We start from the raw sequence: 22,736 nt of genomic DNA, 5'->3' as shown, positions 1-22,736 counted from the left end.
ATACTAAACTAGATGTTTTTCTTTTTCTAGTATAATTTTTTCGACATTCCTATGCTTATAGATCTGGGAGATGCTTTCAACTACTTGGATACCTCCCCCTAGTGACACATAAGGCTTTTCCAAATCATTGAGTACATCGACCACATTGTTAATTACCTGTTGATGATTAAAAGCAGAACCTTTGTAGGTACCATAGTCGTTTCCAATAGCGCTTTCTTCTAAGATAGGTCTATCAACACCACCGATTTGACAATACTCCAAGCTATTCATATACTGTCCCCCAATTTTCACCGTTCCGTTTTCGGCGACAACTGTAATGCTGCTTTCAAAATTACTTTGAAAAACTGAAGTGGAATACGAAATTGTTCCTGCAGCACCATTAATTTCAAAAGTGATTAGGCCACTGTCTTCAAACTCGGTATTATTTTGATGGTTGAAGTTATAAAATTTGGAGTTGATGTTAGTCATTGGACCAAAGATCCAATTTAGAACATCTATAAAATGGGAAAACTGAGTATATAAGGGGCCTCCATCTAAAGCTAGTGTACCGTGCCAACTTCCTTTGTGGTAATAATGTTCATCTCTATTCCAAAAGCAATTTAATTGAAGCATATAAATAGTTCCTAAAGAACTATTCTCAACCAATTCTTTCAGCCATTTAACTGTTGAAGAGTATCTGTTCTGCACCACTGGGAAAACATGTTTACGATTTCTATCTGCAGCTGCTAAAATCGCATTGGCATCGTCTATTTTTAAGGCTATTGGCTTTTCGATAACTACGTGATGACCTTGGTTTAAACATTGAATAGCTTGCTCAGCATGCAATCCATTAGGCGTGCAAATGTTGATAACATCAACTTCTATTTTTTGTTTGAAGAAATCATCTAAACTTTGAAAGTGGTTAACATTGCTACCAAGTATCTCTAACTGTTCGTAAGCAGGATCAATCATTGCCACTAGCTCTGCATCGGGGTGCTGAGCTACGAGCTCAGCGTGCTTTTTACCGATATGTCCGCAGCCCAATATGGCAAATTTAACCTTCATTTAAGCTATTATCTCCTAAGTTAAAGACTTGATTATTCAATAATCTATAAAGTTGTCCACTTTCTGAGCATTTGGCTGTGTCGCTGATATTAAAATTTAGACTACACCCAAACTCACTTACCCAGCCTATATGCTTCATCGGATTACCGACGACCAAAGAGTATGCTTTCACATCTTTGGTAACAACGGTTCCTGCTCCAATTAAGGCATATTTCCCTATGATATTTCCGCAAAGAATAGTTGCATTAGCGCCTATTGATGCGCCCTTTTTTATTATCGTTGCTTTAAATTCGGCTTTACGATTGATAAAACTTCTAGGATTTTTAATATTCGTGAATACCACTGACGGTCCAATAAAAACATCGTCTTCTATCGTTACACCCTCATATACGGATACGTTGTTTTGGATCTTCACGCTATCTCCAATTTCAACGTTGCTTGCCACCATTACATTTTGCCCTAAGATACAGCCCTGACCAATCTTTGCGCTGTTCATCACATGGCAAAAATGCCAAATCTTAGTTCCAAAGCCTATGATTGCCCCCTCATCAATGACTGCTGTTTCATGTGCAAAATAATTATTTAGTTTCATTGGTGAAACTTGTAATGAGACTAACAATAAGTGACTGATTTTCAGTACTAAGCCCTGGATAAATTGGTAGCGCCAATATTTGATCACAAAGTCTTTCGGATACGGGCAAATCTCCCAATTTATATCCGCTTTTAGCAAAAGCTAACTGCAAATGAGTTGGTAGGGGATAGTAAACCATTGTATCTACACCATTTTCAGCCAAAAATTTTTTGAGACCATCTCTCATTTCCTTATCCTTAAACAGAATACAAAATTGATTATAAGTATGATTATCATCAACTTGTGGCAGTGAAATACTAGCTATTCCTTTTAGATTTTGCAAATAATATACTGCAATTTTCCTGCGATTTTCGATCAATTCGTCTAACCATGGCAATTGAACATTTAAAACTGCTGCCTGAATGGTATCCAATCTAGAGTTTAGCCCAATGTAAACATGATCGTACTTTTTTTGCTGTCCATGATTGGCAAGCATTTTGATTTTCTTCGCCAAGCCCAAATCATTGGTGAATACAGCGCCACCATCACCAAAGCAAGCCAAGTTTTTAGTAGGGAAAAACGAAGTACATCCAATGTGCCCTAATGTGCCTAATTTTTGACCGTTATAACTTCCCCCTAAAGATTGGGCGACATCTTCGATCACAAATAAGTTATTTCTCCTTGCAATTGCCAATACCTGCTCCATTTGTGAAGACAGACCAAACAAATGCACTACGATAATAGCCTTTGTTCTTTTGGTCATATTCTTCTCTAGACTAGCACAGTCAACATTAAAGCTATCCTCCTTCACCTCAACAAAAACAGGTTTAAAGCCTAATAGCGCTACGGCTTCAGCCGCTGCTATAAAATTGAAAGAGGGTATCATGACTTCGTCACCTGGATTTAAATCTAATGCCATCAGGGCTAAGCACAAAGCATCTGTGCCGTTACCGCAAGGAATTACCTGCTCAACATTTAGATATGTAGCCAGGTTTGAGGCAAATTCAGAAACTTCAGGGCCATTGATATAATTACCATTTGATAGCACTTTTTGAATAGCTTCATCAATGAATTCTCGCCGATGATGATAGGCTGCCTTTGCCTCAAAGAAAGGAATTTTCAATTTAAAGTCTAGCATCGATGATATTTCTATCTAGAAACGCTTTGGTATCAAAAATTACTGATTGTTCATCTTTCCTTAATTTGGAAAAGTTGAGATTTAAAAATTCTTGGTGACTTACCGCTAGCACTATGGCATCATATCGTTTATCAATCTTGGGAATCAGATCAATTTGATATTCACTTTTTACTTCTGAAGCATCTGCATGTGGGTCATAAACATCAACTTCCAAACCAAATTGTTTTAATTCTGTGAAAATATCTATGACTCTCGAATTTCTGATATCGGTACAGTTCTCTTTGAAAGTGACCCCCAAGATTAGCGCTCGTGCGCCTTGGACTTTATGACCTTTATGAATCATCAACTTGATCATCTTATTAGCCACAAACATCCCCATATTATCATTCACTCTTCTTCCAGAAAGAATTACTTCGGGGTGATAACCAAGCGACTCGGCTTTATGTGCCAAATAATATGGATCGACACCAATACAGTGCCCTCCAACTAACCCAGGCTTATATTTTAAAAAATTCCATTTGGTCCCTGCAGCTTCAATAACGTCTGTGGTATCGATGCCAATTCTATCGAAAATTAGGGCCAATTCATTTACAAAGGAAATGTTAACATCTCTTTGGGCATTTTCAATTGCTTTTGATGCCTCCGCAACTTTTAAACTTGGCGCCTTGTGTGTTCCAGCAGTAATAATACTCCCGTACAATTGATCTACTATTTCTGCAATTTCGGGAGTTGAACCCGAAGTTACTTTTTTAATTTTAGTCAGCGTATTTACTTTATCCCCTGGATTTATCCTTTCGGGAGAGTAGCCACAAAAGAAATCTTTGTTATAAGTTAACCCTGAAAACTGCTCTAATATAGGCACACAATCTTCTTCCGTACAGCCAGGGTAAACGGTAGATTCATAGATAACGATGTCTCCCCTACTTATTACCTCCGCTAACATTTTAGAAGCACTTAGCAAGGGTCCAAGATCAGGAGCCTTAAATTGATTAATTGGCGTAGGTACAGTTACAATGTAAATATTACATTTCTTTAAATCGTTAACATTAGAAGAAAAAGAAAGTCCTCCTTTTAACAAAACTTCCTCCAAATCCACCAAATTAGCTTCTTTGGTCCTATCGTCGCTTTTGTTTAGTTCTTTAACTCTCTCTTCATTGATATCAAAGCCTACAACCTTGTATTTCTTTGCAAATTCAATAGCCAAGGGTAATCCCACATATCCAAGTCCTATAATGGCAATGTTATAATTGTTCATTGTGATTTTGTGGCCAAAGAATGCTTAAAAGGGTTCTTATCTAAACAAGCTGACAATAATGGCTGCTAATGAAGCTACCCCTGTACCAATTCCTACCCAAGCTTGTGCACTCATTTTTTCACGTTCAGCTTTTACAGGCACAAAAATTTCTGCTCCCGGTCTAACTTTAGGATAGTTATTAAAAAACAAGAATTTTTTTGCCGCCTCTGCTGAGCCATTCGCGTATTTGATATAGGCTCTATTTTTCAAAGCTGAATTCGTAAACCCACCTGCCCCATTAATATATTGCTTAAAGCTTTTACCAGGCACATAAACGATGCTATTCGGATTTAATACTTCACCGGTAACCTTTACGGTTTGAAGCTGTTTAGGCACACGTACAACATCCCCTTCTTCCAAAATTAAATCCTGCCTTGACAAAGGCTTCTTTAATATTTTTTCTAAGTTAATTCCCACCAGGTCAGACTGAACTAATTCTTCTTTTACTTTTTTAACTGCACCAGTATCTTTTGCATCTTTTTCTTGAAGTCTTTCTAAATTGGCGAATTTCTTATCTTCTTCGTCTTTATTATTGATAGCATTCTTATCTGCAGGATTTATCTTTTCAGCACCAGGTCTTTTTAAAGACGCACCTTCTGCATAGGCAAAAGAAGTTAAACCTCCTGCTCTTTTGATGAGGTCTGATATCCGATAGTCTTTGCTTGTAATGGTGTACATACCAGGATAAAGTACCTCGCCTTCAATTTTCACCTGCTTTTGAACGGAGTAACCTTCGGAATTTCTTACCGAAATAATATCGAAAGGCTTGATCTCGAACTTATCGCCTACAACCCTCAGATTTTCATCAATGTTTACTACAAATAAATCTGCTGTCTTAGAAGAAGTTGAAGTAGGATCTGAATTTTTTATTCTCCTCGAAACTTCTATTCGGTTTGGCGTAGCCCCTTCTTTTAAGCCCCCGGCCATTTGAATAATATCTTCTAATTTGAGGTTCTGCGAATATTCAAAAGTTCCTGGAGCTCTCACTTCACCCTGTATGGTTACGGTATATTCTTCTCTTAAATCAAAAATAGAACTGATCGTCACTTTATCTTCTCGAGTTAAAGGAATATCCTTTTCTTCTCCAGATAAAATTTTGGCGACATCAAATGAAACAATATATTGTGTTTTATCTGGATTTAAACGATTAATGTAACCTCGATTTAGGAAAGCATCCTCAGTAATCCCATCTGCTTTTTGAATTAGACCTTTAAGTGTTAGCCCATTGTCTAAAGAATAAACTCCTGGTCTAAACACAGCCCCTATAATTTCAACCCTATTCTCAAAACGCTCCAAAATAGCCTCTACGATAAATTTATCGCCATTTTTGGGTTGATAAGTATTGTATTGCGATTCTGAAATATCACTAATTCGTCTTTCTCTATCTGTATTTTGAAATGATTTTATCTTTGCGGTGTAAGCATCTGCCGTAAAACCTTTTGCAAAATTGATCACATCTTGCAAAGTCTCATTATTTTTTACCTCAAAGATCGCTGCATCTTTTACTTCTCCAGAAATCTCTACGCGTTTATCGTAAGCTGGAATATTAATCACATCCTGATCTTGTAAGCGAATATTGCCTTGCTGAATACCTCTTAAAAGGAAATCATAAACATCAACATTAGCAACAATTTTATTATTTCTGATGACTTGTATATTTCTAAAAGTACCATTTTGAGAAGGACCTCCAGACATATACAAAGCACGATAGACATTTGCTAAAGATGGCAAAGTGTAGGTTCCAGCTTTTACCACCTGTCCCGTGATCGTCACTTGAATACTTCTAATATTACCTAAATTTACCGCGACTGAAGTTCTACCACTCCGTAAAGCTGGATAGGTTTTGGCCATTGTCGACTTAATTTTAGAAGCTGCTTGATCAATACTTAGCCCACCTACGGAAATTCTTCCAACATATTCTAAATTAATTACTCCTTCTGGGCTAACCTGAAGATTGTAGGTACGCTCATTATCGCCTGTTAAGTCAATAATCAACTTGTCATCAGGTCCAATAATATAACTTTTGGGTGTTGCTATTCTTAAATTTGGTTCAAAAGTGATATTTCCATTTCTGAACAAATCAGATCCAAATATCTTAGACTGAATTTCTCCGTCATCTTCTTTTTTTTCATTATTGATCGCACCGCCATCAGTAGTCTCACTGTATTCCCTGCCTGTGCCACTAGAGGGTTTGTCTGTAGTTTGTGAGCCCGCTCCTTGCTTTTTTAATTTTTCTACCCTGGCCTTAAATTTGACCATCTCTTCCTTTTTAATGCCTTTGGCAGCTGCAGCTTGCTCAAGCTGGGCTTCTGTGGTATAGCCCATTGCTTCTGCTTGTTTTACGATTTGCAAAATCTGGGCATCAGAAAGCTCGTCAACTTTAATGTTAGCGCCTGATTGCGCAAAGCTTAAGACGGCAATAAAAATTAGGAGAAATGATAGAAAAATTCTTTTCATGAAAATGATATTCTTATTTTTTGTGAAGACACCAATTATTCAAAATAATTAAGCGTCTTGTAGTCGCCTTGTTTCAGATACTCGTCTTTCTTCATTAAGTTTAAATCAGCTTGCATCATATCTTCAACTAAAGCCTGTAAATCATATTTAGGTTGCCATCCTAATTGGGTTTTTGCTTTAGTAGGGTCACCTAGCAACAAATCCACTTCGGTTGGTCTAAAATATTTAGGGTCAACTTTTACTACTGTATTACCAAGTTTTAAGGTTTCTAAATTTAAACCCAGCGCCATTGCTTTTTCACTGTCAACATCAATAATGACACCTTTCTCTTGCTCATCTTTACCTGAAAATTCTACAGTTATGCCTAATTCAGCAAAAGCCATGCGCACAAAATCACGAACGGTCGTAGTCACACCAGTTGCAATAACGTAATCTTCCGCTTTTTCTTGTTGCAAGATCAACCACATTGCTTCGATATAATCTTTGGCATGCCCCCAATCACGTTGAGCGGATAGATTTCCAAGGTATAAACAATTTTGTAATCCTAAAGCTATTTTTGAAGCCGCTCTGGTAATTTTACGCGTTACAAAGGTTTCCCCACGCAAAGGACTTTCATGGTTGAACAAGATCCCATTACAAGCGAACATTCCGTAAGCTTCGCGATAATTTACTGTAATCCAATAACCGTAGATTTTGGCTACAGCGTAAGGTGAACGTGGATAGAACGGAGTGCTTTCACTCTGTGGAACGGCTTGGACTAAACCATACAATTCTGAAGTAGAAGCCTGATAGATTTTAGTTTTTTTAGTCAGCCCAAGTATCCTAATCGCTTCCAACAATCTTAAGGTCCCAATGCCATCAGCATTAGCAGTATATTCAGGCATTTCGAAACTTACCTGTACGTGGCTCATTGCCGCTAAATTGTAAATTTCGTCGGGCTGAGTCTCTTGAATGATTCTAATTAGATTTGTCGAATCCGTTAAGTCTCCGTAATGAAGTTTAAACCTTACATTACTTTCATGTTGATCTTGATAAAGATGGTCAACTCTATCCGTGTTAAATAAAGAAGATCGCCTCTTAATACCGTGCACTAAATAGCCCTTTTTTAATAAAAACTCTGCTAAATAGGCACCATCCTGGCCGGTCACCCCCGTAATAAGCGCAACTTTCATTTCTATATTTTAGTAAAATTATGGTGTGCAAACATGTACAAACTGTTATTTGTAATCAAAAAGTTGTAGATGAGCAACGCCTCAAAAATAGTATTTTTATTGAACTTCTGTCATTCAAATTTTACCTAAGCCTTGCAAACTCCTGCACAACACCAAATAAGTGTTTCGGCTTTTTGTTACCCTTTAACTACATTAATTTGTTCAATACCTGCTGCCAATTATCAACCCGCTCGTATTCTGTGATTAGAAGGTTATGCGGAGAAGTAAAAAGAAGCGAACGCCCGCTAAAACCCGAAAAGTTTTTTATTCTATCATCAATCATAATATCTACATTGACAATCTTTTCACCACAAAAGATGATATGCTTCCAATCTATAAAAGGGAAATGTTCTGCAAGCCAGTCCAATTTATCCTCCAATGAATTTCTAAATTCCATGGCGGCGGATACGATATAAACCTCATATCGCTGCTGTAGCTTTTTTACTGCTTCTACTGCTCCATCAATAACGGGTAAATCACGGAAGAAGCCCTTCTCATTAATGTAATCGAACCATTTATCGTTCACTTCATCTGGAACGTTTTGGAAGATTTCCGTGCCAGGTTTTATCACCAAATCTAAGGGGACTTGATGATCTCTATTATAAAGCTGAATGAATTTATGTATCGGATCTGCTAGGACTTCGTCCATATCAATTGCTATTCTCATATCTTCAAATATCCGTAAAGCAAGGCCGATATTGACAAACAAAATCTAATTTTAGCATAGTTTGCTAGTTATTAACATTTTATTTACCTTTGCAGCCCCGCAACATGAAGTTCCGGGAACTATGTTGAATACATAAATCATTAAAAAGAATGGCAACTAAAATCAGATTGCAAAGATTCGGTAAAAAAGGAAAACCTTTTTACCACGTGGTAGTAGCGGATTCGCGTGCTCCAAGAGATGGAAAATTCATTGAGCGTTTAGGTTCTTATAACCCAAACACCAATCCTGCAACCATCGAACTTAACTTCGACAAAGCTGTAAAATGGGTACTTAATGGTGCTGAACCTACTGATACAGCTCGTGCTATCCTTTCTTACAAAGGTGTTCTTTACAAAAAACACTTAGAAGGTGGTATTAAAAAAGGTGCTTTAACTCAAGAACAAGCAGATGCTAAATTTGCTACTTGGTTAGAGGGTAAAGCAGGTAAAATTGCTGGCAAAACTGAAGGTTTAGCTAGTGGTAAAGCTGAAGCTCGTAAAGCAGCCTTAGCAGCAGAAGCTAAGAAAAATGAAGAAAGAGCGGCAGCCATTGCAGCTAAAAACGCTCCTGTAGCGGAAGAAGTTGCAGAAGAGGCTACTGAAGAAGCTCCAGTTGTAGAAGCTGAAGCAGCAACAGAAGCTCCTGCTGAAGAAACTCAAGCAGAAGATAAAGCTGAATAATTAACTTTACTTCAAAAAATAGCGTTCCGCCAAAATCGGAACGCTATTTTTATATCCACCCAATCAGCTATCATTCCGAGGTAGGGGGATTCTGTTCCGTTCAACATTTAACGCACAGATTCTTCGCTAACATTCAGAATGACAAAATGCAAGACATATGACAAAAGAAGAATCATTTTATATTGGATACATTACCAAAACCAAAGGTTTAAAAGGTGAGCTTCAGCTTTATTTTGAGTTTGAGGACTACCAAGATTTAGATCTTGACGTCATATTCTTAGAACTGAACGGAAAAATGGTACCTTTTTTTGTTGCCAGTCACAAACTATACGAAAACAGCACTGGCCTTTTTTATTTTGATGATGTTGACCACGTGGATAAGGCGCAGCCTTTGGTAAAGAAAAAAGCGTATTTGCCTTTGAGTAAAAAGCCAGAACGTGAAGACGACGAATTTTACTACACCGATTTAAAAGGTTTTATTGCTGTAGACGAAACTTTGGGCGAACTTGGTGAAATCATAGAAGTAAATGAATACCCTCAACAATTTGTAGCTACGGTAAATTATCAGAATAAGGAAATTCTTTTTCCTTTAAATGAAGACTTTATTGTAGAAATAGATGATGAGGAAAATATTCTTACCTTAGATTTACCAGAGGGGCTATTGGATATTTACTTAAATCCATAATTGGCAAAACAAAACCCGCTGGCCTTAAGTTTTATACTTATGAAGCAATTAGGTTTCTTATGGCTTGGCGTACTAGCACTAATTATGGTTAGTTGTAATCGTACAGATAAATCTGCCGATTCATCTCTTTCATCGGATAGCGGCAAAACAGTTAACGCAGTGGACAGCGTAGCTGATGAAGGCACATTGACTACCATCGCTACCGAAATCCTCACCACGCTAAAGACAAAAGATTATACTGCGTTCGCTTCGTATTTTCATCCAACCGAAGGAGTAGTCTTTTCTCCGTATGGTTTTATCGATACCAAAACGGCAAAAAAAGTGTCAAAAGCCTCGTTTTTAAAACTGGTTGAAGAAAAAGTTTCTGTGATATGGGGAAATTACGACGGGAGTGGCGACGTAATTAGATTAACTGCCCAACAATACCTAGAAAATTTTGTCTATAATGCCGATTATCTTCACGCAGAAAAGATTGGCTACGATCAAATCATTGGCAAAGGCAACTCTTTAAACAACCTCAACGAGATTTTCCCCAAACATCCTTTTATCGAATATCACTTTAGTGGCTTCGACAAAAAATATAGCGGCATGGATTGGACTAGCCTGCGCTTAGTTTTTAAACAGTACCAAAGCAATTATTACCTTGTAGCGGTTATACACGACCAGTGGACGACCTAAAATCAAGGATTAATAACGATTGGCAATGAAACGGGTTGCTTACCTTCTTCTATAATTTGCACAAAATATATTCCCTTGACCAAGTTACTAATTGGCACTTGATATGAAGACGCTGGGGCCATGACCATTTCCAAAACATTTTTACCTATTGAATTTACCAACTTAAGCTTGACAGATTTTGAAGGCGTGTAACCAAAGTCTAGTTTAAATTCCTTCGTAGCAGGGTTGGGATAAATTTTCACCGATGAGTTGGCAAAAACATTCACCACTTTTTCTTCGAAAAATGCAGTTGCTCCATCTTCATCTACCGTTTTAAGACGATAATAATTGTGTCCAACTTCAGGAGTCAAATGATTAGCTGTGTAGTTCAGCTTTCCATCTACGGCTTTCGTTTCGGCAATCTTTTTAAAGTCTGAGAAATCTGTGCGCCATTCTATTTCATATCGTTGCACTTTCTCTTGCATGGCTACTGACCATCTAACATCCACTTGTTGTTTGTTATAGAAAGCATTAAAAGAAACCAGCTTTATAGGCAGTACCGTAAAATAACTATAATCAAAAGAGGTGGCATTAGGCCCTACATTACTTCCATCGAGAGCACTAATCGCAATCGCATTATTTCTATCATACTCATCAGCGCCAATATCCGCTGCACCAATACGATTTTGCTTTTCATAATCCGAAAGCACATAACTAAAAGTTCCTACGGAGGCATTAATCGCTGGGCTAGCTGTACTTAATCTGAGCACTTCATAAGCTTTTTTCAGCTCGCAACCAGCTCCGTTACAAACAGGTTGCTCTAACAAAGGATCTATATTTTTGATTTGTGATGCAGGTACAGAAATCCCGATACTTGCGGCATTAGTGGCGTACATAATATTATTATTAAAGCTAACCCCAGCCAAAGCCTCCGGACTATAAGCTTTCACAATCTGCGTAGCATTTTCTTTCACAATGTTATTCGCAATAAGGCAATTTATAGGAGCTTTATCGTACTTATAGCCTATTTCGATGTTGGATTTATTATTTACGAAGGTATTAAACACCACTTCTACATTTTCAGGAACATAGTGCTTCGCCAAATCTGTTGGATTTTCTACATTGTACGCATCGCCATTGGTAATGGTTACCGCTGCATCAAAAATACTTCCTGTTAAGCCTGAGAAATAATTGTTAAAGATTTTGTGGTTTTTCCCGTAAACCCTTACCCCTCCGCAACCAATAATACTCGAGTTGCCATTTTCGTTGGTATAAACAGCTGTTTTACCTTCTCCAAAAAAGTAATTCCCTTCTACAACACTATTGTTCCCTTGGCGCAAACAAACCGTACCCAAACATCTTCGAAAAGTATTGAATCTAACCGTGTTTGCGAAAGACTTTACCGAAACTATTTCTGGATCCCCATCACAATCTTCAAAGAGGTTATACTCCACCAAAGTGTAACCATTGCTTTGAGAAAGTGTACTTACTCCAATTCTAATGGTTTCCTTTTCATTTTCCTCACGAGGCCCATTGTTCCTAAAGATGTTATAACTAATGGTGTCATATTGTGTCTGCTGGTTAATATTTCCATCCAATAAAATAAATTTCCCAGATTTGGTTTTGCCTTCAAACAAATTATAATCGATGCGGTTGTGTCCAGATTTTAATGGTGCCGTGCTCGCAAAAGTATCACCAATATACAACCAATTGCAAGAGGAAATATTAGTTTCGTCCAAAGTAAAGCTATTTCTCGTAATCCTTACCCTGCTACAATTTAACATCTTAATACCCGTACCCACATTAGCACTTTTAAATGAGAAACCTTGAAGCGTTACATATTGCAAACCATCTAAAACCAATGCCGTTGCCCCATTCAAAATGGCTTGTCCCTGATTTCTTGCTTTAATCACAATAGGTCGGTTTGGACAAGCCGATCGATTGATGGTTAAGCTGCTTAAATCATAACTCCCATCTTCCACTACAATAACATCCCCAGGATTCATTTGCAATAATGCCGTTTTAAATTCAGCCACAGAGGCCACATTTCTAACCACACCAGGGGTGGTGTTGATGGCGACATTTGCACCAATGGACAGATCTGAATTTACAGTAAATGTTTTTGAAAATTGTGTACCGCTTAAGCCCCCCGTCCAACCATTAAATTGATAGCAAGACTCTACCGCAATAGTTGCTGTCACAGCAGTTTCACTGGAATATTTGCCATTAGTAGGTGCTGGCGATAGGGTAATCAAGCCGTTTGAAGGTTGTGTTACCGTGACTACATATTCCGCTGGCGGTGCCGTATTGTCTATCACCACATTGGCCCCAATAACCATGTTATTAGTAATATTAAAAGTCTTACTCAATTCTGTTCCTGCCAAGTCTCCTGTCCAACCATCGTTTTTGTAGCCTTGTGGCAAGGTTAAAGTTGCGGTAACTTGATCATTAATCTGATAACTAGCTTGTGATGGGTTTAGAGAAATACTTCCGTAGCTAGGCTGTTCAATATTGATTATTCTAGCGGTAGAAGATGGTAAAAAAGAAACATCTGGAATTGGGCTTTTACCGATATAAAGATCATCGATTGTAAAATCGGAACTTGCTAGCTGTGTATCCGTAGTATGATTAATCCGAAGAGAATGGAACTCTTTATAAGTTGCAGCCCTTCCTGAACTTGCCGTTGGCACGTAGGCCTCTCTCATTGCAAAATCAGCAGCATTCAACACCCCATTTATCGCTATTTTAAATTTTTCAGCAGTGAGATCTGTCCTAATTGAAATTCTTGTCCATTGGTTAGTAGTCCAAGTCCCTACTTCCACTTGTGTCCCACCATTAGAAACTTTTATCTTATTGTCTAAAGTGAATTCTACGATATAAATCCGCTTCAAACTTCCGCCATACTGATCATACGCCGTTAAATAAATGCCCTTCGTAGCAAAAGCCACAGGATTGATCCACATATCTGTATAAAAAATATCTCTAATGCCAGTTACCGTACCACTATATGGTATAAAGTTAACAGCCAAGGCACTGTTACTATTGTTAAAGCTCAAAGCACTACTTCCTGTTTTTGATTTTGCATTGCTAATTGAAGCGTTGCCACTTGCGACAGCCCAAAGGTTTTGGGAATTAACATTGCCAGTAATATATGTAGGTGCTTCAAACGAAGTTTTCACAGCAGTTTGCGCCATCAAAGAAAATTGTAACAGCACTAGTGCCACTACATAATAAATAGCTAGTTTCATCAGTTTATATTTGGTCTACCAATTTTTGGTTAACCAAATATAATTACTTTAAGGTAAAAACAAATTTTTCTTTAAAAGAAGTAGTTACAATATTTCTAAGTAAGGGCAAAGCGCAAACAAAGCCTTATATTTGCGCTATGCGTTTTGATATCATTTCTGTACTTCCCGATTTGTTAACCAGCCCTTTTGCTCATTCCATTTTACAGAGAGCACAAAAGAAGGGAATTGCCGAAATTGTAGTGCACAACCTAAGGGACTATGCCACCAATAAACAAAAAAGTGTTGACGATTATCCTTATGGTGGTGGGAGCGGTATGGTCATGAGTATTGAGCCTTTTGCTAATTGTATAGAAAAATTGCAGGGAGAAAGGTCGTACGACGAGATTATTTTCATGAGCCCTGATGGCGAAACATTGAACCAAACTATTGCCAACGAACTTTCCATTAAAGGAAATATCATCATCTTATGTGGCCACTACAAAGGAATAGACCAACGTATCCGTGATATTTATGTCACCAGAGAAATTTCCATTGGCGATTATGTGCTCTCTGGTGGAGAGTTACCTGCAGCTGTACTGGTAGATGCAGTCACCCGTTTAATTCCAGGAGTGCTCAATGATGAAACTTCTGCTTTGTCAGACAGCTTTCAGGGTGAATTACTAGACTCCCCAATTTATACAAGACCAGCCGAATGGCGAGGGCACAAAGTACCAGATGTACTATTGAGTGGCCATGAGGCTAAAATTGCTGAGTGGCGACACGAGGAAGCTTTAAAGCGTACACAACAACGCAGGCCAGACTTATTGAAATAAGATGCTAATTGGGGAATTTGATCCTTAGCGAATTATCCAATTTACAAATCATCAAAAATTTTTAAAATTCACTTTTATTTTTAAAAAATAATTCCTAATATTGCAGTCCGATTTTAAACAACATAAATATCGGCTTAATAGCTTAAAATCATGGATTTAGTAAAATTTGTAGAAGAACAGGCAATCACTAAAAAAGAAGTTCCTACTTTCAAATCAGGAGATACTGTAAGTGTTCATTATAAAATTCGCGAAGGTAACAAAGAACGTGTTCAAATTTACCAAGGCGTTGTTATTCAGCGTAACAGCAATGGCGCTAATGAAACTTTCACTGTTCGTAAAATCAGCAACGGTGTTGGTGTAGAGCGTATTTTCCCTTTTAATTCTCCAAACATCGAGAAAGTAGAAGTGAACAGCTATGGTAAAGTACGTAGAGCTAAATTGTTCTATTTACGTAGCCTAACTGGTAAAGCAGCTCGTATCAAATCTTTAAGAAAATAATAGATTTATTATAAAAGTATTAAAACCTTCACGGAATATTCGTGGAGGTTTTTTTGTTTATATCTTTGCGCAACCAAATAAAAATCTGATAATGGCTTAGCCACATTTAAGCCTATGGGTTGATGAAAACCTAGCCATTGTCTCAACACACATGAATAAATGAAAGATCTTTTAAAAAAGTACGAAGAGAAACAGCCAGAGATTGTTTTTGAATGGAAAGACAAAGAATCGGAAGCTGAAGGTTGGGTGGTCATTAATTCATTACGCGGCGGCGCAGCAGGTGGCGGCACAAGAATGCGTAAAGGATTAGACAAACACGAAGTAGAATCTCTTGCAAAAACGATGGAAGTGAAATTTACTGTTTCTGGTCCTCCTATTGGTGGCGCAAAATCGGGAATTAACTTTGATCCTGCTGATCCTCGCAAAAAAGAAGTTTTGGAACGCTGGTATAAGGCAGTGATGCCTTTGCTTAAGAGCTATTATGGTACTGGTGGCGACTTAAATATTGACGAGATACACGAAGTAATCCCAATTACCGAAGGGTATGGACTCTGGCATCCGCAGGAAGGTGTTATCAACGGCCACTACCAAGCCAGAGAAAACGAACGTATTCACCAAATTGGACAATTACGTTATGGCGTTTCCAAAGTATTAGAGGACTTAACCTATACCCCAGATATTAAGAGAAAGTATAAAGTAGCAGATATGATTACCGGTTACGGTGTATCAGAGTCTATCCGTCATTTTTATGAAATTTGGGGCGGTAATATCAAAGGTAAAAGAGCCATTATCCAAGGATGGGGCAACGTAGCTGCTGCTGCAGGATACTACCTGTCGCAACAAGGCGTTAAAGTTGTAGGCATTATTGACCGTGTAGGCGGATTAATTAACCCAGAAGGCTTTAGTGAGCAAGAAGTATCCGACCTGTTTAATAACCGGGTAAATAATACCTTGGTTTCAGATCAGCTGATTTCTTTTGAAGAAGCCAATGAAAAAATTTGGAGTATGGGTGCTGAGATTTTCGTTCCAGCCGCAGCTTCGAGACTGGTAAAACAAAATGAGGTAGACCAAATGATTGCCGTTGGCATGGAAGTAATTGCCTGCGGTGCTAACGTGCCTTTTGCCGACCAGGAAATTTTCTTTGGTAGCATTATGGAGCATGCGGACAACCACTTAGCGATCATCCCTGATTTTATTGCCAACTGCGGCATGGCTAGGGTATTTGCCTATTTAATGCAACGCAATGTTGAAATGAGTGACGATGCGATCTTTACCGATGCATCTAACATCATTAAAAATGCACTTGTTGCTGTACATCAAACCTCTGATAAAAAAACAAATTTATCGAGCACCGCTTTTGAAATCGCGTTAAAACAATTAGTATAAAGAATGGAAGTCAGTTTTTTTGAACAAATTTTTTGGGGCAACACCATCAAGCAATATATTATTGTTGCCGCCATTATTCTTATCGGATTACTTTTTAAAAGGATCGTATCACGCATCCTTAGTCAGTTAATCTTTAAATTGTTCAAAAAATTTGCTGACCAAGTAAATTCTGAAACTTTTATTGCTTTATTGCTAAAGCCAATTGAGTTTTTCATCAGTGTATCTACCCTTTACGTTGCCATTAACCAGCTAAAGCATCCTTTGGATGTTACCTTTTTCAATTACAAAAAGACCATAGACAAGGTAAAGGTTAATCAAGCTTTTACTATTGGTGAGTTTGTAGATAAAATTTTCCTTTTCCTCATTATTCTTTCCGTTTTTTGGATTGTTTTAAGGATCATCGATTTTATCGCCCATGTACTTTTAGTAAGAGCGGCCAATACAAAAAACAAAGCCGATGACCAGCTGGTACCCTTTATTAAGGAACTACTAAAGTTTATTGTAGCTTTTATTGGCTTTTTTGTGTTATTGGGATACGTATTTGAGGTAAATGCCGTAAGCTTAATTACAGGTTTGGGAATTGGTGGTATTGCTATTGCCATGGCCGCCAAAGAAAGTTTGGAAAACCTATTGGGCTCGTTCCTTATTTTTATGGACAAACCTTTTACTGTGGGCGACGTGGTAAGGGTTGATGGCATTGAAGGCACTATTGAGCGAGTGGGCTTTAGAAGTACCGTATTACGCAGTACCGACAAAACGACCTACGTGATTCCCAACCGTTCTATGATAGATGGTGTGTTGGAAAATCTCACCATGAGAAATGCCCGTAGGGTGAAGTTTGACATCGGACTTACCTACGAAACCAGTTCTGAGAACATCAAAAAGATTATCTCTGAAATTGAAAAATACTTAAAGGAACATCCAGGAATCACAGACAGCACCGTAGCTTTGGATTCCTTTGGCGATTCATCTTTGAACGTGCAAGTGATTTATCTAGTGCCCATGAAAAAGGACCTAGACCTGATCAAAATCAAAGAGCAAGTGAATTTCAGCATCATTGAAATTGTTGCAAAAAATGGTTCTGAGTTTGCTTATCCAACTCAACGTACTGTAGGCGAGGCCACTCACAAAGAAGAAAAATAGGTTTTAATCCTTAAAATAATTTGTAAAGCAATTAAAAAAGCCTCGCACGTGCGGGGCTTTTTGCTAACCTGTCATTCAGTTTATTTAACTAAAGACATTGTATAAGATAAGGTAAACCTCTCTATACCTTAACTCGCCATTGCGAGGCACGAATCCTACAACTATCGCTAGATTAAAAACAAACTATCGCTTTAAGATTGCTTCGTGCCTCGCAATGACGAAATAGCCATGTTACATGCGCTATAAAACTCAGGCCTTCCTTCTCAAAAAATGCCATAAAAAAAGTCCCGCGTGTGCGAGACTTTCATATTTCTGAATTTTAAGGTCTACTTAATATTAGCTCAGTTCTCCAAGCACGGTAATCCCGCCTTTAACCACTTGGTTGAGCTCTAAATTCACTTTTGTACCCAAAGGCAAAAAGATGTCAACCCTTGAACCAAATTTGATAAATCCAAATTGTTCATTTTGAACTACTTGATCACCTTCTTTTACATACCAAACAATACGACGAGCCAAAGCTCCTGCAATTTGACGATACAATACTGGAGAGCCATTTTTATGCTCTACCACAACTGTGGTACGCTCGTTTTCGGTACTCGATTTTGGATTCCATGCCGCTAGGTATTTCCCTGGGTGATATTTGAAAAACTTTACCACTCCTGAAATTGGGTTACGATTAATGTGCACATTCACGGGCGACATGAAGATAGAAACTTGTAAACGTTTATCCTTAAAATACTCGCCTTCTTCAGTCTCTTCAATTACTACCACTTTACCGTCAGCAGGGCAAATAATTAAATTTTCGCCATTGGTAAAAGTACGTTTTGGATTTCTGAAAAACTGAAGTACCGTGATGAACAAAGCAAATGAAAAGATATAGATAAACCATCTCAATATAAAAACGTCGGCAAAACGGTATTCAACAACGGCATTAATGATAAAAATAAAAAGCACCGTAAGGGCAATGGAAGTATATCCTTCTTTATGTATGGTCATTTAACTTAGCTTTTGTTATGCTGCAAAACTCGTAAAAATTTATCAATTTTTTGCCCAATTGTACGTTTTATCTTTTATTCTGACGCCCAGGATTTTGCAATCTAAATCTTATTGAAATAGAAATACTTTTTGTTGTACTCGCAAAAAAACCTCGCAGTTTTTTTGAAACCTGCAAGGTTTATATTATCAGTGCCTTCTAAAACTTAAATCGCTCTATAAATATGGTTCAAGTTTCTACCTAAGCCATCGTAATCCAAGCCGTAGCCCACTACAAATTCGTTGGGTATTTCAAAGCCAATATAATTCAAAGCCTCCAAAGGTTCTTTCAAGGCATCTGGTTTAAAAAGTAAAGTACAAATGGCCACAGAAGCAGGCTCCTGCTCCTTAATTTTAGAGAGAATATATTTCATGGTAAGGCCGCTATCAATAATATCCTCCACAATAATCAAATGTCGGCCTTTCAAATTAGCGGGCATGCCCAAGGCATCTTTAACACTGCCAGTGCTGCCCGTTCCATGATAAGAGGCCACCTTGATAAATTCTGTTTCGCAAAGCAAATCAACCTCTTTCATCAGATCGGCGATGAAAAGAAAGCTGCCATTTAGCACGCCTATAAAAACAGGATTTTTGTCTTCGTAGTCTACATTAAGCTGTATCGCCATTAAGCGAATGCGCTTGGCAATGGTATCCTCTTCTAACAAGAGTTCAAATTCCTTTTGGTGAACAGTTACCCTAGTTTCCATTTTTTTCTTGTTCTCTTTTTCTTCTACGCTCTTCACGGCGTTCTTGCCTTAATTGTTTACGTGTTTTTACGGTATCAACGGCAGGTTTTACTTTAACCGTATCCTTTTCCTTTTTAGAAGAGCCACCAAATAAACGGTCAAACAAGCTCTTCGATTTATCCTGCATGCCTTCTGGTGTCATCATATCATCTTCTCCAATATCCACCGAGTTAGTATCCAAAGTAGTAGAATCTGGTGCCAGATATTGTCTCAAACCTTCACGTAATCGCACGTCGTAAAAACCGTAACCTGTAGTGTCTGCTGGAGCTAAACCTCTTCTGGCCATGATATTACCGATATATCTAAAATAAGGCAGCAAATAGCCTTTCAATGTGCCGTTACTCATGAATTTGTACAAAGCCGCTTTTGGCTTAGGCACAATATTGGCCAAGAAAATTCCTTCGCCTAATGTTAATTCAGACGGACTTTTGGCAAAATAATGCCTCGATGCTTCTCCAATGCCGTACACGTTATTGCCCATTTCAATGATGTTAAAGTAAACCTCCAACATGCGAGACTTACTCACCAAGTGGTTGTTTTCGATCAACCAAACAATTAAAATTTCCTCGGCTTTACGTACCAACGTTTTCTTTCTGCTTAAGAACACATTTTTTACCAATTGCATAGAAATGGTACTGCCACCTCGCTTAAATTTCTTTTCCTTAAAGTTTACAGCAATTGATTTACGGATTGATTCTTCTACAAATCCTTTATGGCGATAAAAAGAAGGATCTTCGGCTGTTAACAGCGCATTTTTAAAGTTGGGAGAAATATCGTCGAGCCTTGTAAAATTAGGGTTTGATGGGCCAATGGTGATGTTACGCATGGGCTTGCCGTATTCATAAGGCGTGTAAATAAAATCCGAATTGATTTTCTGCAAATCGGTTTTACCAAAATGTAGCACCTTAAAATTGCTGGGAGTTAGGGTCGAATTAAACCTCACACTATCGGGAACAGCCGTATCTAAATAAAAGTCTAAACTATATTTCAGCTTGCCTTGTACTTTGATGCCATCTAAAGATTCGAACAATCCCAAAGGAAACGAATCGAAAATAGCTTGGGCATCCTGCTCCTGTGCCGTCAGCTTCATTTCGTAGATTTTATTGGGAGACAGGGTGTATTTTAGGTAAGGATGCACGTAAGCATCTCTCAAATAAACCGTCGATGTACTATCCAAACAAACAAAGTTCTCTCCAATCAGCATGTCTGCTTCTATGCGGGCATCAGGCACAATAATATCATCCGCAGAAATTCGAGGCTGATTAATCAATAAGTTTTTAATGGCCCATGAACCTGAAATTTTATAATCGCCGCCACTAAAACTAGCATCCTTCATCTGCGTTTTAACCGTATCAAAATTGATTTTGGTGTGCAGTTTATTTTCTAAATAGGGCAATTCTACTTTCTTCCCATCAGCAAAAAGCATCACATCCAATTGCTTGTCACTAGGATCAAGGTTTCCGTTGATATGCCAAACGGCAGCCGTATCGTTCACCTTAATCGTAGATTTTAGTTCACCTCCATCAATGGTTGCGGTAGTGGTTAAAAATTTTACAGATGCGGTATCGTTGTCATTCAACTGCATCATAAAGTTCTTGATCTCCATGTCATCAGGTATTTTATAGAAAACCTGATTCAGTAGATTACTAGCCAATTCACTCAAATCAACCTTACTTTTGGCGGTGGTACTATCTTTTTTCTTCCTTTTCAAGATGAAATCGATATTAGTCAGCGTGTCACGCATTACTACATTCAGATTACCATCATTAAGGTTAACTTCCGAAAGCTTTACATCACCAAACAACAAGGGAAAAATCTTCACGCCAATGGTCATATCTTTGATAGTGGTTAGCGTATCGCGATCTTTGGGCACTACGGAAATATTGCTCATATGCACTTTGCTTAGTCCACTAAAGCCGTATTCCCCAATCTTTACCGAAAGGTTATAGTCTTTTTCGGCTTTGGCAATAGCTTTCGCTACCATTTTATTTAATAGTGCTTCTCTTTTGCCATATGCCACAGCTCCACCAGCCACTAACAACAACGCAAATATGCCTAGTACCCAGGCGCCAATTTTCAGGTATTTTTTCGGTATCTTAATTTGGGGCAATTGCATAAACCTCCTCGAAATTACTGCTTTAACAAACGCTTAACACAAATGTTTATTTTCATGTGCGAATATGGATTGTTTTCTTATCTGACACAGGATTTTCGTCACAAAACTTGGCCCCTTGCGGAGTAATGTCTGTTACGTCTCATTTCGTGTTAAAAATACAACAAAAAGCTAGATACAAAATTATTTATAGCTAATGTTTTAGTAATTTTGAAGGATGATAATTACCGAGGAAAAAGTTTTAGCGGCACTTAGCCATGTTGAAGACCCAGATTTGAAAAAAGACCTGGTGACTTTAAAGATGATTAAGGATGTTAAAATTGAAGACAAAAAAGTCGCTTTCACGCTTGAATTAACCACTCCAGCTTGTCCATTAAAAGACATGCTGAGGAATGCCTGCATCAACGCCGTTAAGCATTTTGTAGACGCAGCTGCTGAAATAGAGATCAACATTACTTCAAGAGTAACTAAACCAGTTGATACTAGCCAACTGAAAGCCATTAAAAATATTGTTTTGATTTCTTCGGGAAAAGGAGGTGTTGGAAAATCTACCGTTTCTAGCAACTTGGCCGTTACCTTGGCTGCCGATGGGGCAAAAGTAGGTTTAATTGATGCCGATATTTATGGCCCTTCGGTGCCTATCATGTTTGATTTAGTGGGGGCAAAACCAAGCGCTAAAGAAACCGCCGATGGCAAAACTTTAATTCTTCCCATTGAGAAATATGGCATCAAGTTGCTTTCATTGGGCTTTTTTTCTGATCCTGACCAACCAGTGCCATGGCGTGGGCCAATGGCTTCCAATGCCATCAAGCAGCTTTTCAATGATGCTGATTGGGGCGAATTAGATTATCTGTTGGTCGATCTTCCTCCAGGCACAGGCGATATCCATATAACCATCAGCCAAAGCTTTCCAATTGCGGGTGCTGTAATTGTAACTACTCCACAGCAAGTGGCACTTGCCGATACCAGAAAAGGGTTGGCCATGTTTGGAATGCCAGGCATTAATATTCCTGTATTGGGAGTAATTGAGAATATGGCTTATTTTACCCCAGAGGAACTGCCTGAAAACAAATATTATATCTTTGGAAAAGATGGCGGTAAAGAACTAGCAAAACACTTTAAAGTTCCGTTTTTGGGTGAAATTCCATTGGTGCAGAGCATTACTGAGGCAGGTGATAAAGGCAGACCAATTGCTTTGGAAACCAGTCATCCTCAAGCCTTAGCCTTTAAGGAAATTGCAGGCAAAATTGCCCAGCAAATTTCTATCAACAATGTACAGCTAATGGCTAATTGCTAAATTTTTACTATTTTTATA

19 protein-coding genes are annotated in these 22,736 nt (G+C 38.2%); 8 read left to right on the top strand and 11 right to left on the bottom strand.

Annotated features, from left to right (window positions below; translation table 11 throughout):
- Positions 1–3: 3 nt before the first annotated feature.
- From DUT70_RS15200 to DUT70_RS15170, 7 genes are all read right to left on the bottom strand, one after another.
- Positions 4–1,044, bottom strand: a complete 1,041-nt coding sequence (locus tag DUT70_RS15200) for a Gfo/Idh/MocA family protein (RefSeq protein ID WP_113648220.1) — start codon at positions 1,042–1,044, stop codon at positions 4–6.
- Entirely contained in the window at positions 1,034–1,636 is a 603-nt protein-coding gene (locus DUT70_RS15195) for an acyltransferase (protein ID WP_113648219.1), read from the bottom strand. Before DUT70_RS15195 ends, DUT70_RS15200 begins: the two co-directional genes overlap by 11 nt.
- Positions 1,623–2,753, bottom strand: coding sequence for a DegT/DnrJ/EryC1/StrS family aminotransferase (locus DUT70_RS15190; RefSeq protein ID WP_113648218.1), 1,131 nt, complete (start codon positions 2,751–2,753; stop codon positions 1,623–1,625). The genes DUT70_RS15195 and DUT70_RS15190 overlap by 14 nt, the downstream gene beginning before the upstream one ends.
- Positions 2,740–4,008: a nucleotide sugar dehydrogenase gene (locus tag DUT70_RS15185; protein ID WP_113648217.1), complete on the bottom strand. Its 1,269-nt coding sequence runs from the start codon at positions 4,006–4,008 to the stop codon at positions 2,740–2,742. The genes DUT70_RS15190 and DUT70_RS15185 overlap by 14 nt, the downstream gene beginning before the upstream one ends.
- Positions 4,009–4,044: 36 nt before the next feature.
- A complete protein-coding gene (locus DUT70_RS15180; protein WP_113648216.1) occupies positions 4,045–6,504 on the bottom strand; it encodes an SLBB domain-containing protein in 2,460 nt (819 codons plus the stop codon).
- A 35-nt stretch (positions 6,505–6,539) separates the two neighbouring features.
- Complete coding sequence (gene gmd, locus DUT70_RS15175) at positions 6,540–7,676, bottom strand: GDP-mannose 4,6-dehydratase (protein ID WP_113648215.1); 1,137 nt, start codon at positions 7,674–7,676, stop codon at positions 6,540–6,542.
- A gap of 187 nt (positions 7,677–7,863) precedes the next feature.
- Positions 7,864–8,382, bottom strand: coding sequence for a 5' nucleotidase, NT5C type (locus DUT70_RS15170; protein ID WP_240432133.1), 519 nt, complete (start codon positions 8,380–8,382; stop codon positions 7,864–7,866).
- Between the two features lie 149 nt (positions 8,383–8,531).
- Between DUT70_RS15170 and DUT70_RS15165 the strand changes: the two genes are divergently transcribed.
- From DUT70_RS15165 to DUT70_RS15155, 3 genes are all read left to right on the top strand, one after another.
- Positions 8,532–9,101, top strand: coding sequence for a 30S ribosomal protein S16 (locus DUT70_RS15165; protein WP_113648214.1), 570 nt, complete (start codon positions 8,532–8,534; stop codon positions 9,099–9,101).
- A 157-nt stretch (positions 9,102–9,258) separates the two neighbouring features.
- A complete protein-coding gene (gene rimM / locus DUT70_RS15160; RefSeq protein ID WP_113648213.1) occupies positions 9,259–9,786 on the top strand; it encodes a ribosome maturation factor RimM in 528 nt (175 codons plus the stop codon).
- 39 nt (positions 9,787–9,825) lie between these two features.
- Positions 9,826–10,464, top strand: a complete 639-nt coding sequence (locus DUT70_RS15155; protein ID WP_128353375.1) for a hypothetical protein — start codon at positions 9,826–9,828, stop codon at positions 10,462–10,464.
- Positions 10,465–10,466: 2 nt separating this feature from the next.
- Here the strand turns inward: DUT70_RS15155 and DUT70_RS15150 are convergent, their stop codons facing one another.
- Positions 10,467–13,691, bottom strand: coding sequence for a chondroitinase-B domain-containing protein (locus DUT70_RS15150; RefSeq protein WP_113648211.1), 3,225 nt, complete (start codon positions 13,689–13,691; stop codon positions 10,467–10,469).
- 137 nt (positions 13,692–13,828) lie between these two features.
- Here DUT70_RS15150 and trmD point away from each other — a divergent pair, with 137 nt between their 5' ends.
- The 4 genes from trmD to DUT70_RS15130 all read left to right on the top strand — a co-directional run bounded on the left by trmD (position 13,829) and on the right by DUT70_RS15130 (position 17,530).
- Positions 13,829–14,503, top strand: coding sequence for a tRNA (guanosine(37)-N1)-methyltransferase TrmD (gene trmD / locus DUT70_RS15145; RefSeq protein WP_113648210.1), 675 nt, complete (start codon positions 13,829–13,831; stop codon positions 14,501–14,503).
- A 150-nt stretch (positions 14,504–14,653) separates the two neighbouring features.
- Positions 14,654–15,001 carry a 50S ribosomal protein L19 gene (gene rplS, locus DUT70_RS15140; protein ID WP_113648209.1) on the top strand — a complete coding sequence of 116 codons (348 nt, stop codon included), beginning with the start codon at positions 14,654–14,656 and terminating at the stop codon, positions 14,999–15,001.
- 159 nt (positions 15,002–15,160) lie between these two features.
- Complete coding sequence (locus tag DUT70_RS15135; RefSeq protein WP_113648208.1) at positions 15,161–16,387, top strand: Glu/Leu/Phe/Val dehydrogenase dimerization domain-containing protein; 1,227 nt, start codon at positions 15,161–15,163, stop codon at positions 16,385–16,387.
- A gap of 3 nt (positions 16,388–16,390) precedes the next feature.
- On the top strand, positions 16,391–17,530 hold the full coding sequence (locus tag DUT70_RS15130) for a mechanosensitive ion channel family protein (protein WP_113648207.1): 1,140 nt from the start codon (positions 16,391–16,393) through the stop codon (positions 17,528–17,530).
- Between the two features lie 336 nt (positions 17,531–17,866).
- Here the strand turns inward: DUT70_RS15130 and DUT70_RS15125 are convergent, their stop codons facing one another.
- From DUT70_RS15125 to DUT70_RS15115, 3 genes are all read right to left on the bottom strand, one after another.
- Entirely contained in the window at positions 17,867–18,526 is a 660-nt protein-coding gene (locus DUT70_RS15125; protein ID WP_113648206.1) for a phosphatidylserine decarboxylase family protein, read from the bottom strand.
- Positions 18,527–18,729: 203 nt separating this feature from the next.
- Entirely contained in the window at positions 18,730–19,269 is a 540-nt protein-coding gene (hpt, locus tag DUT70_RS15120) for a hypoxanthine phosphoribosyltransferase (protein WP_113648522.1), read from the bottom strand.
- A complete protein-coding gene (locus DUT70_RS15115) occupies positions 19,259–21,424 on the bottom strand; it encodes a transglycosylase domain-containing protein (RefSeq protein ID WP_113648205.1) in 2,166 nt (721 codons plus the stop codon). The genes hpt and DUT70_RS15115 overlap by 11 nt, the downstream gene beginning before the upstream one ends.
- A 214-nt stretch (positions 21,425–21,638) precedes the next feature.
- Between DUT70_RS15115 and DUT70_RS15110 the strand changes: the two genes are divergently transcribed.
- Positions 21,639–22,718, top strand: coding sequence for an Mrp/NBP35 family ATP-binding protein (locus tag DUT70_RS15110; RefSeq protein ID WP_205529812.1), 1,080 nt, complete (start codon positions 21,639–21,641; stop codon positions 22,716–22,718).
- The last annotated feature ends 18 nt before the right edge of the window (positions 22,719–22,736 follow it).

Origin of the sequence: Pedobacter chitinilyticus (assembly GCF_003313385.1) — a bacterium.
GTDB classification, from domain to species: Bacteria; Bacteroidota; Bacteroidia; order Sphingobacteriales; family Sphingobacteriaceae; genus Pedobacter; species Pedobacter chitinilyticus.
The sequence above is the reverse complement of the archived record's forward strand: the minus strand, read 5'-3'. Positions and strand labels throughout refer to the sequence as shown.

Bases quoted from the DNA above. Each gene is read 5' to 3' on its own strand.
- DUT70_RS15125 (WP_113648206.1), bottom strand. From the start codon at position 18,526: ATGACCATACATAAAGAAGGATATACTTCCATTGCCCTTACGGTGCTT.
- DUT70_RS15190 (WP_113648218.1), bottom strand. From the start codon at position 2,753: ATGCTAGACTTTAAATTGAAAATTCCTTTCTTTGAGGCAAAGGCAGCC.
- DUT70_RS15110 (WP_205529812.1), top strand. From the start codon at position 21,639: ATGATAATTACCGAGGAAAAAGTTTTAGCGGCACTTAGCCATGTTGAA.
- DUT70_RS15115 (WP_113648205.1), bottom strand. From the start codon at position 21,424: ATGCAATTGCCCCAAATTAAGATACCGAAAAAATACCTGAAAATTGGC.
- gmd (WP_113648215.1), bottom strand. From the start codon at position 7,676: ATGAAAGTTGCGCTTATTACGGGGGTGACCGGCCAGGATGGTGCCTAT.
- DUT70_RS15180 (WP_113648216.1), bottom strand. From the start codon at position 6,504: ATGAAAAGAATTTTTCTATCATTTCTCCTAATTTTTATTGCCGTCTTA.
- rimM (WP_113648213.1), top strand. From the start codon at position 9,259: ATGACAAAAGAAGAATCATTTTATATTGGATACATTACCAAAACCAAA.
- DUT70_RS15165 (WP_113648214.1), top strand. From the start codon at position 8,532: ATGGCAACTAAAATCAGATTGCAAAGATTCGGTAAAAAAGGAAAACCT.
- DUT70_RS15185 (WP_113648217.1), bottom strand. From the start codon at position 4,008: ATGAACAATTATAACATTGCCATTATAGGACTTGGATATGTGGGATTA.
- DUT70_RS15200 (WP_113648220.1), bottom strand. From the start codon at position 1,044: ATGAAGGTTAAATTTGCCATATTGGGCTGCGGACATATCGGTAAAAAG.
- DUT70_RS15150 (WP_113648211.1), bottom strand. From the start codon at position 13,691: ATGAAACTAGCTATTTATTATGTAGTGGCACTAGTGCTGTTACAATTT.
- DUT70_RS15195 (WP_113648219.1), bottom strand. From the start codon at position 1,636: ATGAAACTAAATAATTATTTTGCACATGAAACAGCAGTCATTGATGAG.
- DUT70_RS15170 (WP_240432133.1), bottom strand. From the start codon at position 8,382: ATGAGAATAGCAATTGATATGGACGAAGTCCTAGCAGATCCGATACAT.
- hpt (WP_113648522.1), bottom strand. From the start codon at position 19,269: ATGGAAACTAGGGTAACTGTTCACCAAAAGGAATTTGAACTCTTGTTA.
- DUT70_RS15155 (WP_128353375.1), top strand. From the start codon at position 9,826: ATGAAGCAATTAGGTTTCTTATGGCTTGGCGTACTAGCACTAATTATG.
- DUT70_RS15130 (WP_113648207.1), top strand. From the start codon at position 16,391: ATGGAAGTCAGTTTTTTTGAACAAATTTTTTGGGGCAACACCATCAAG.
- trmD (WP_113648210.1), top strand. From the start codon at position 13,829: ATGCGTTTTGATATCATTTCTGTACTTCCCGATTTGTTAACCAGCCCT.
- rplS (WP_113648209.1), top strand. From the start codon at position 14,654: ATGGATTTAGTAAAATTTGTAGAAGAACAGGCAATCACTAAAAAAGAA.
- DUT70_RS15135 (WP_113648208.1), top strand. From the start codon at position 15,161: ATGAAAGATCTTTTAAAAAAGTACGAAGAGAAACAGCCAGAGATTGTT.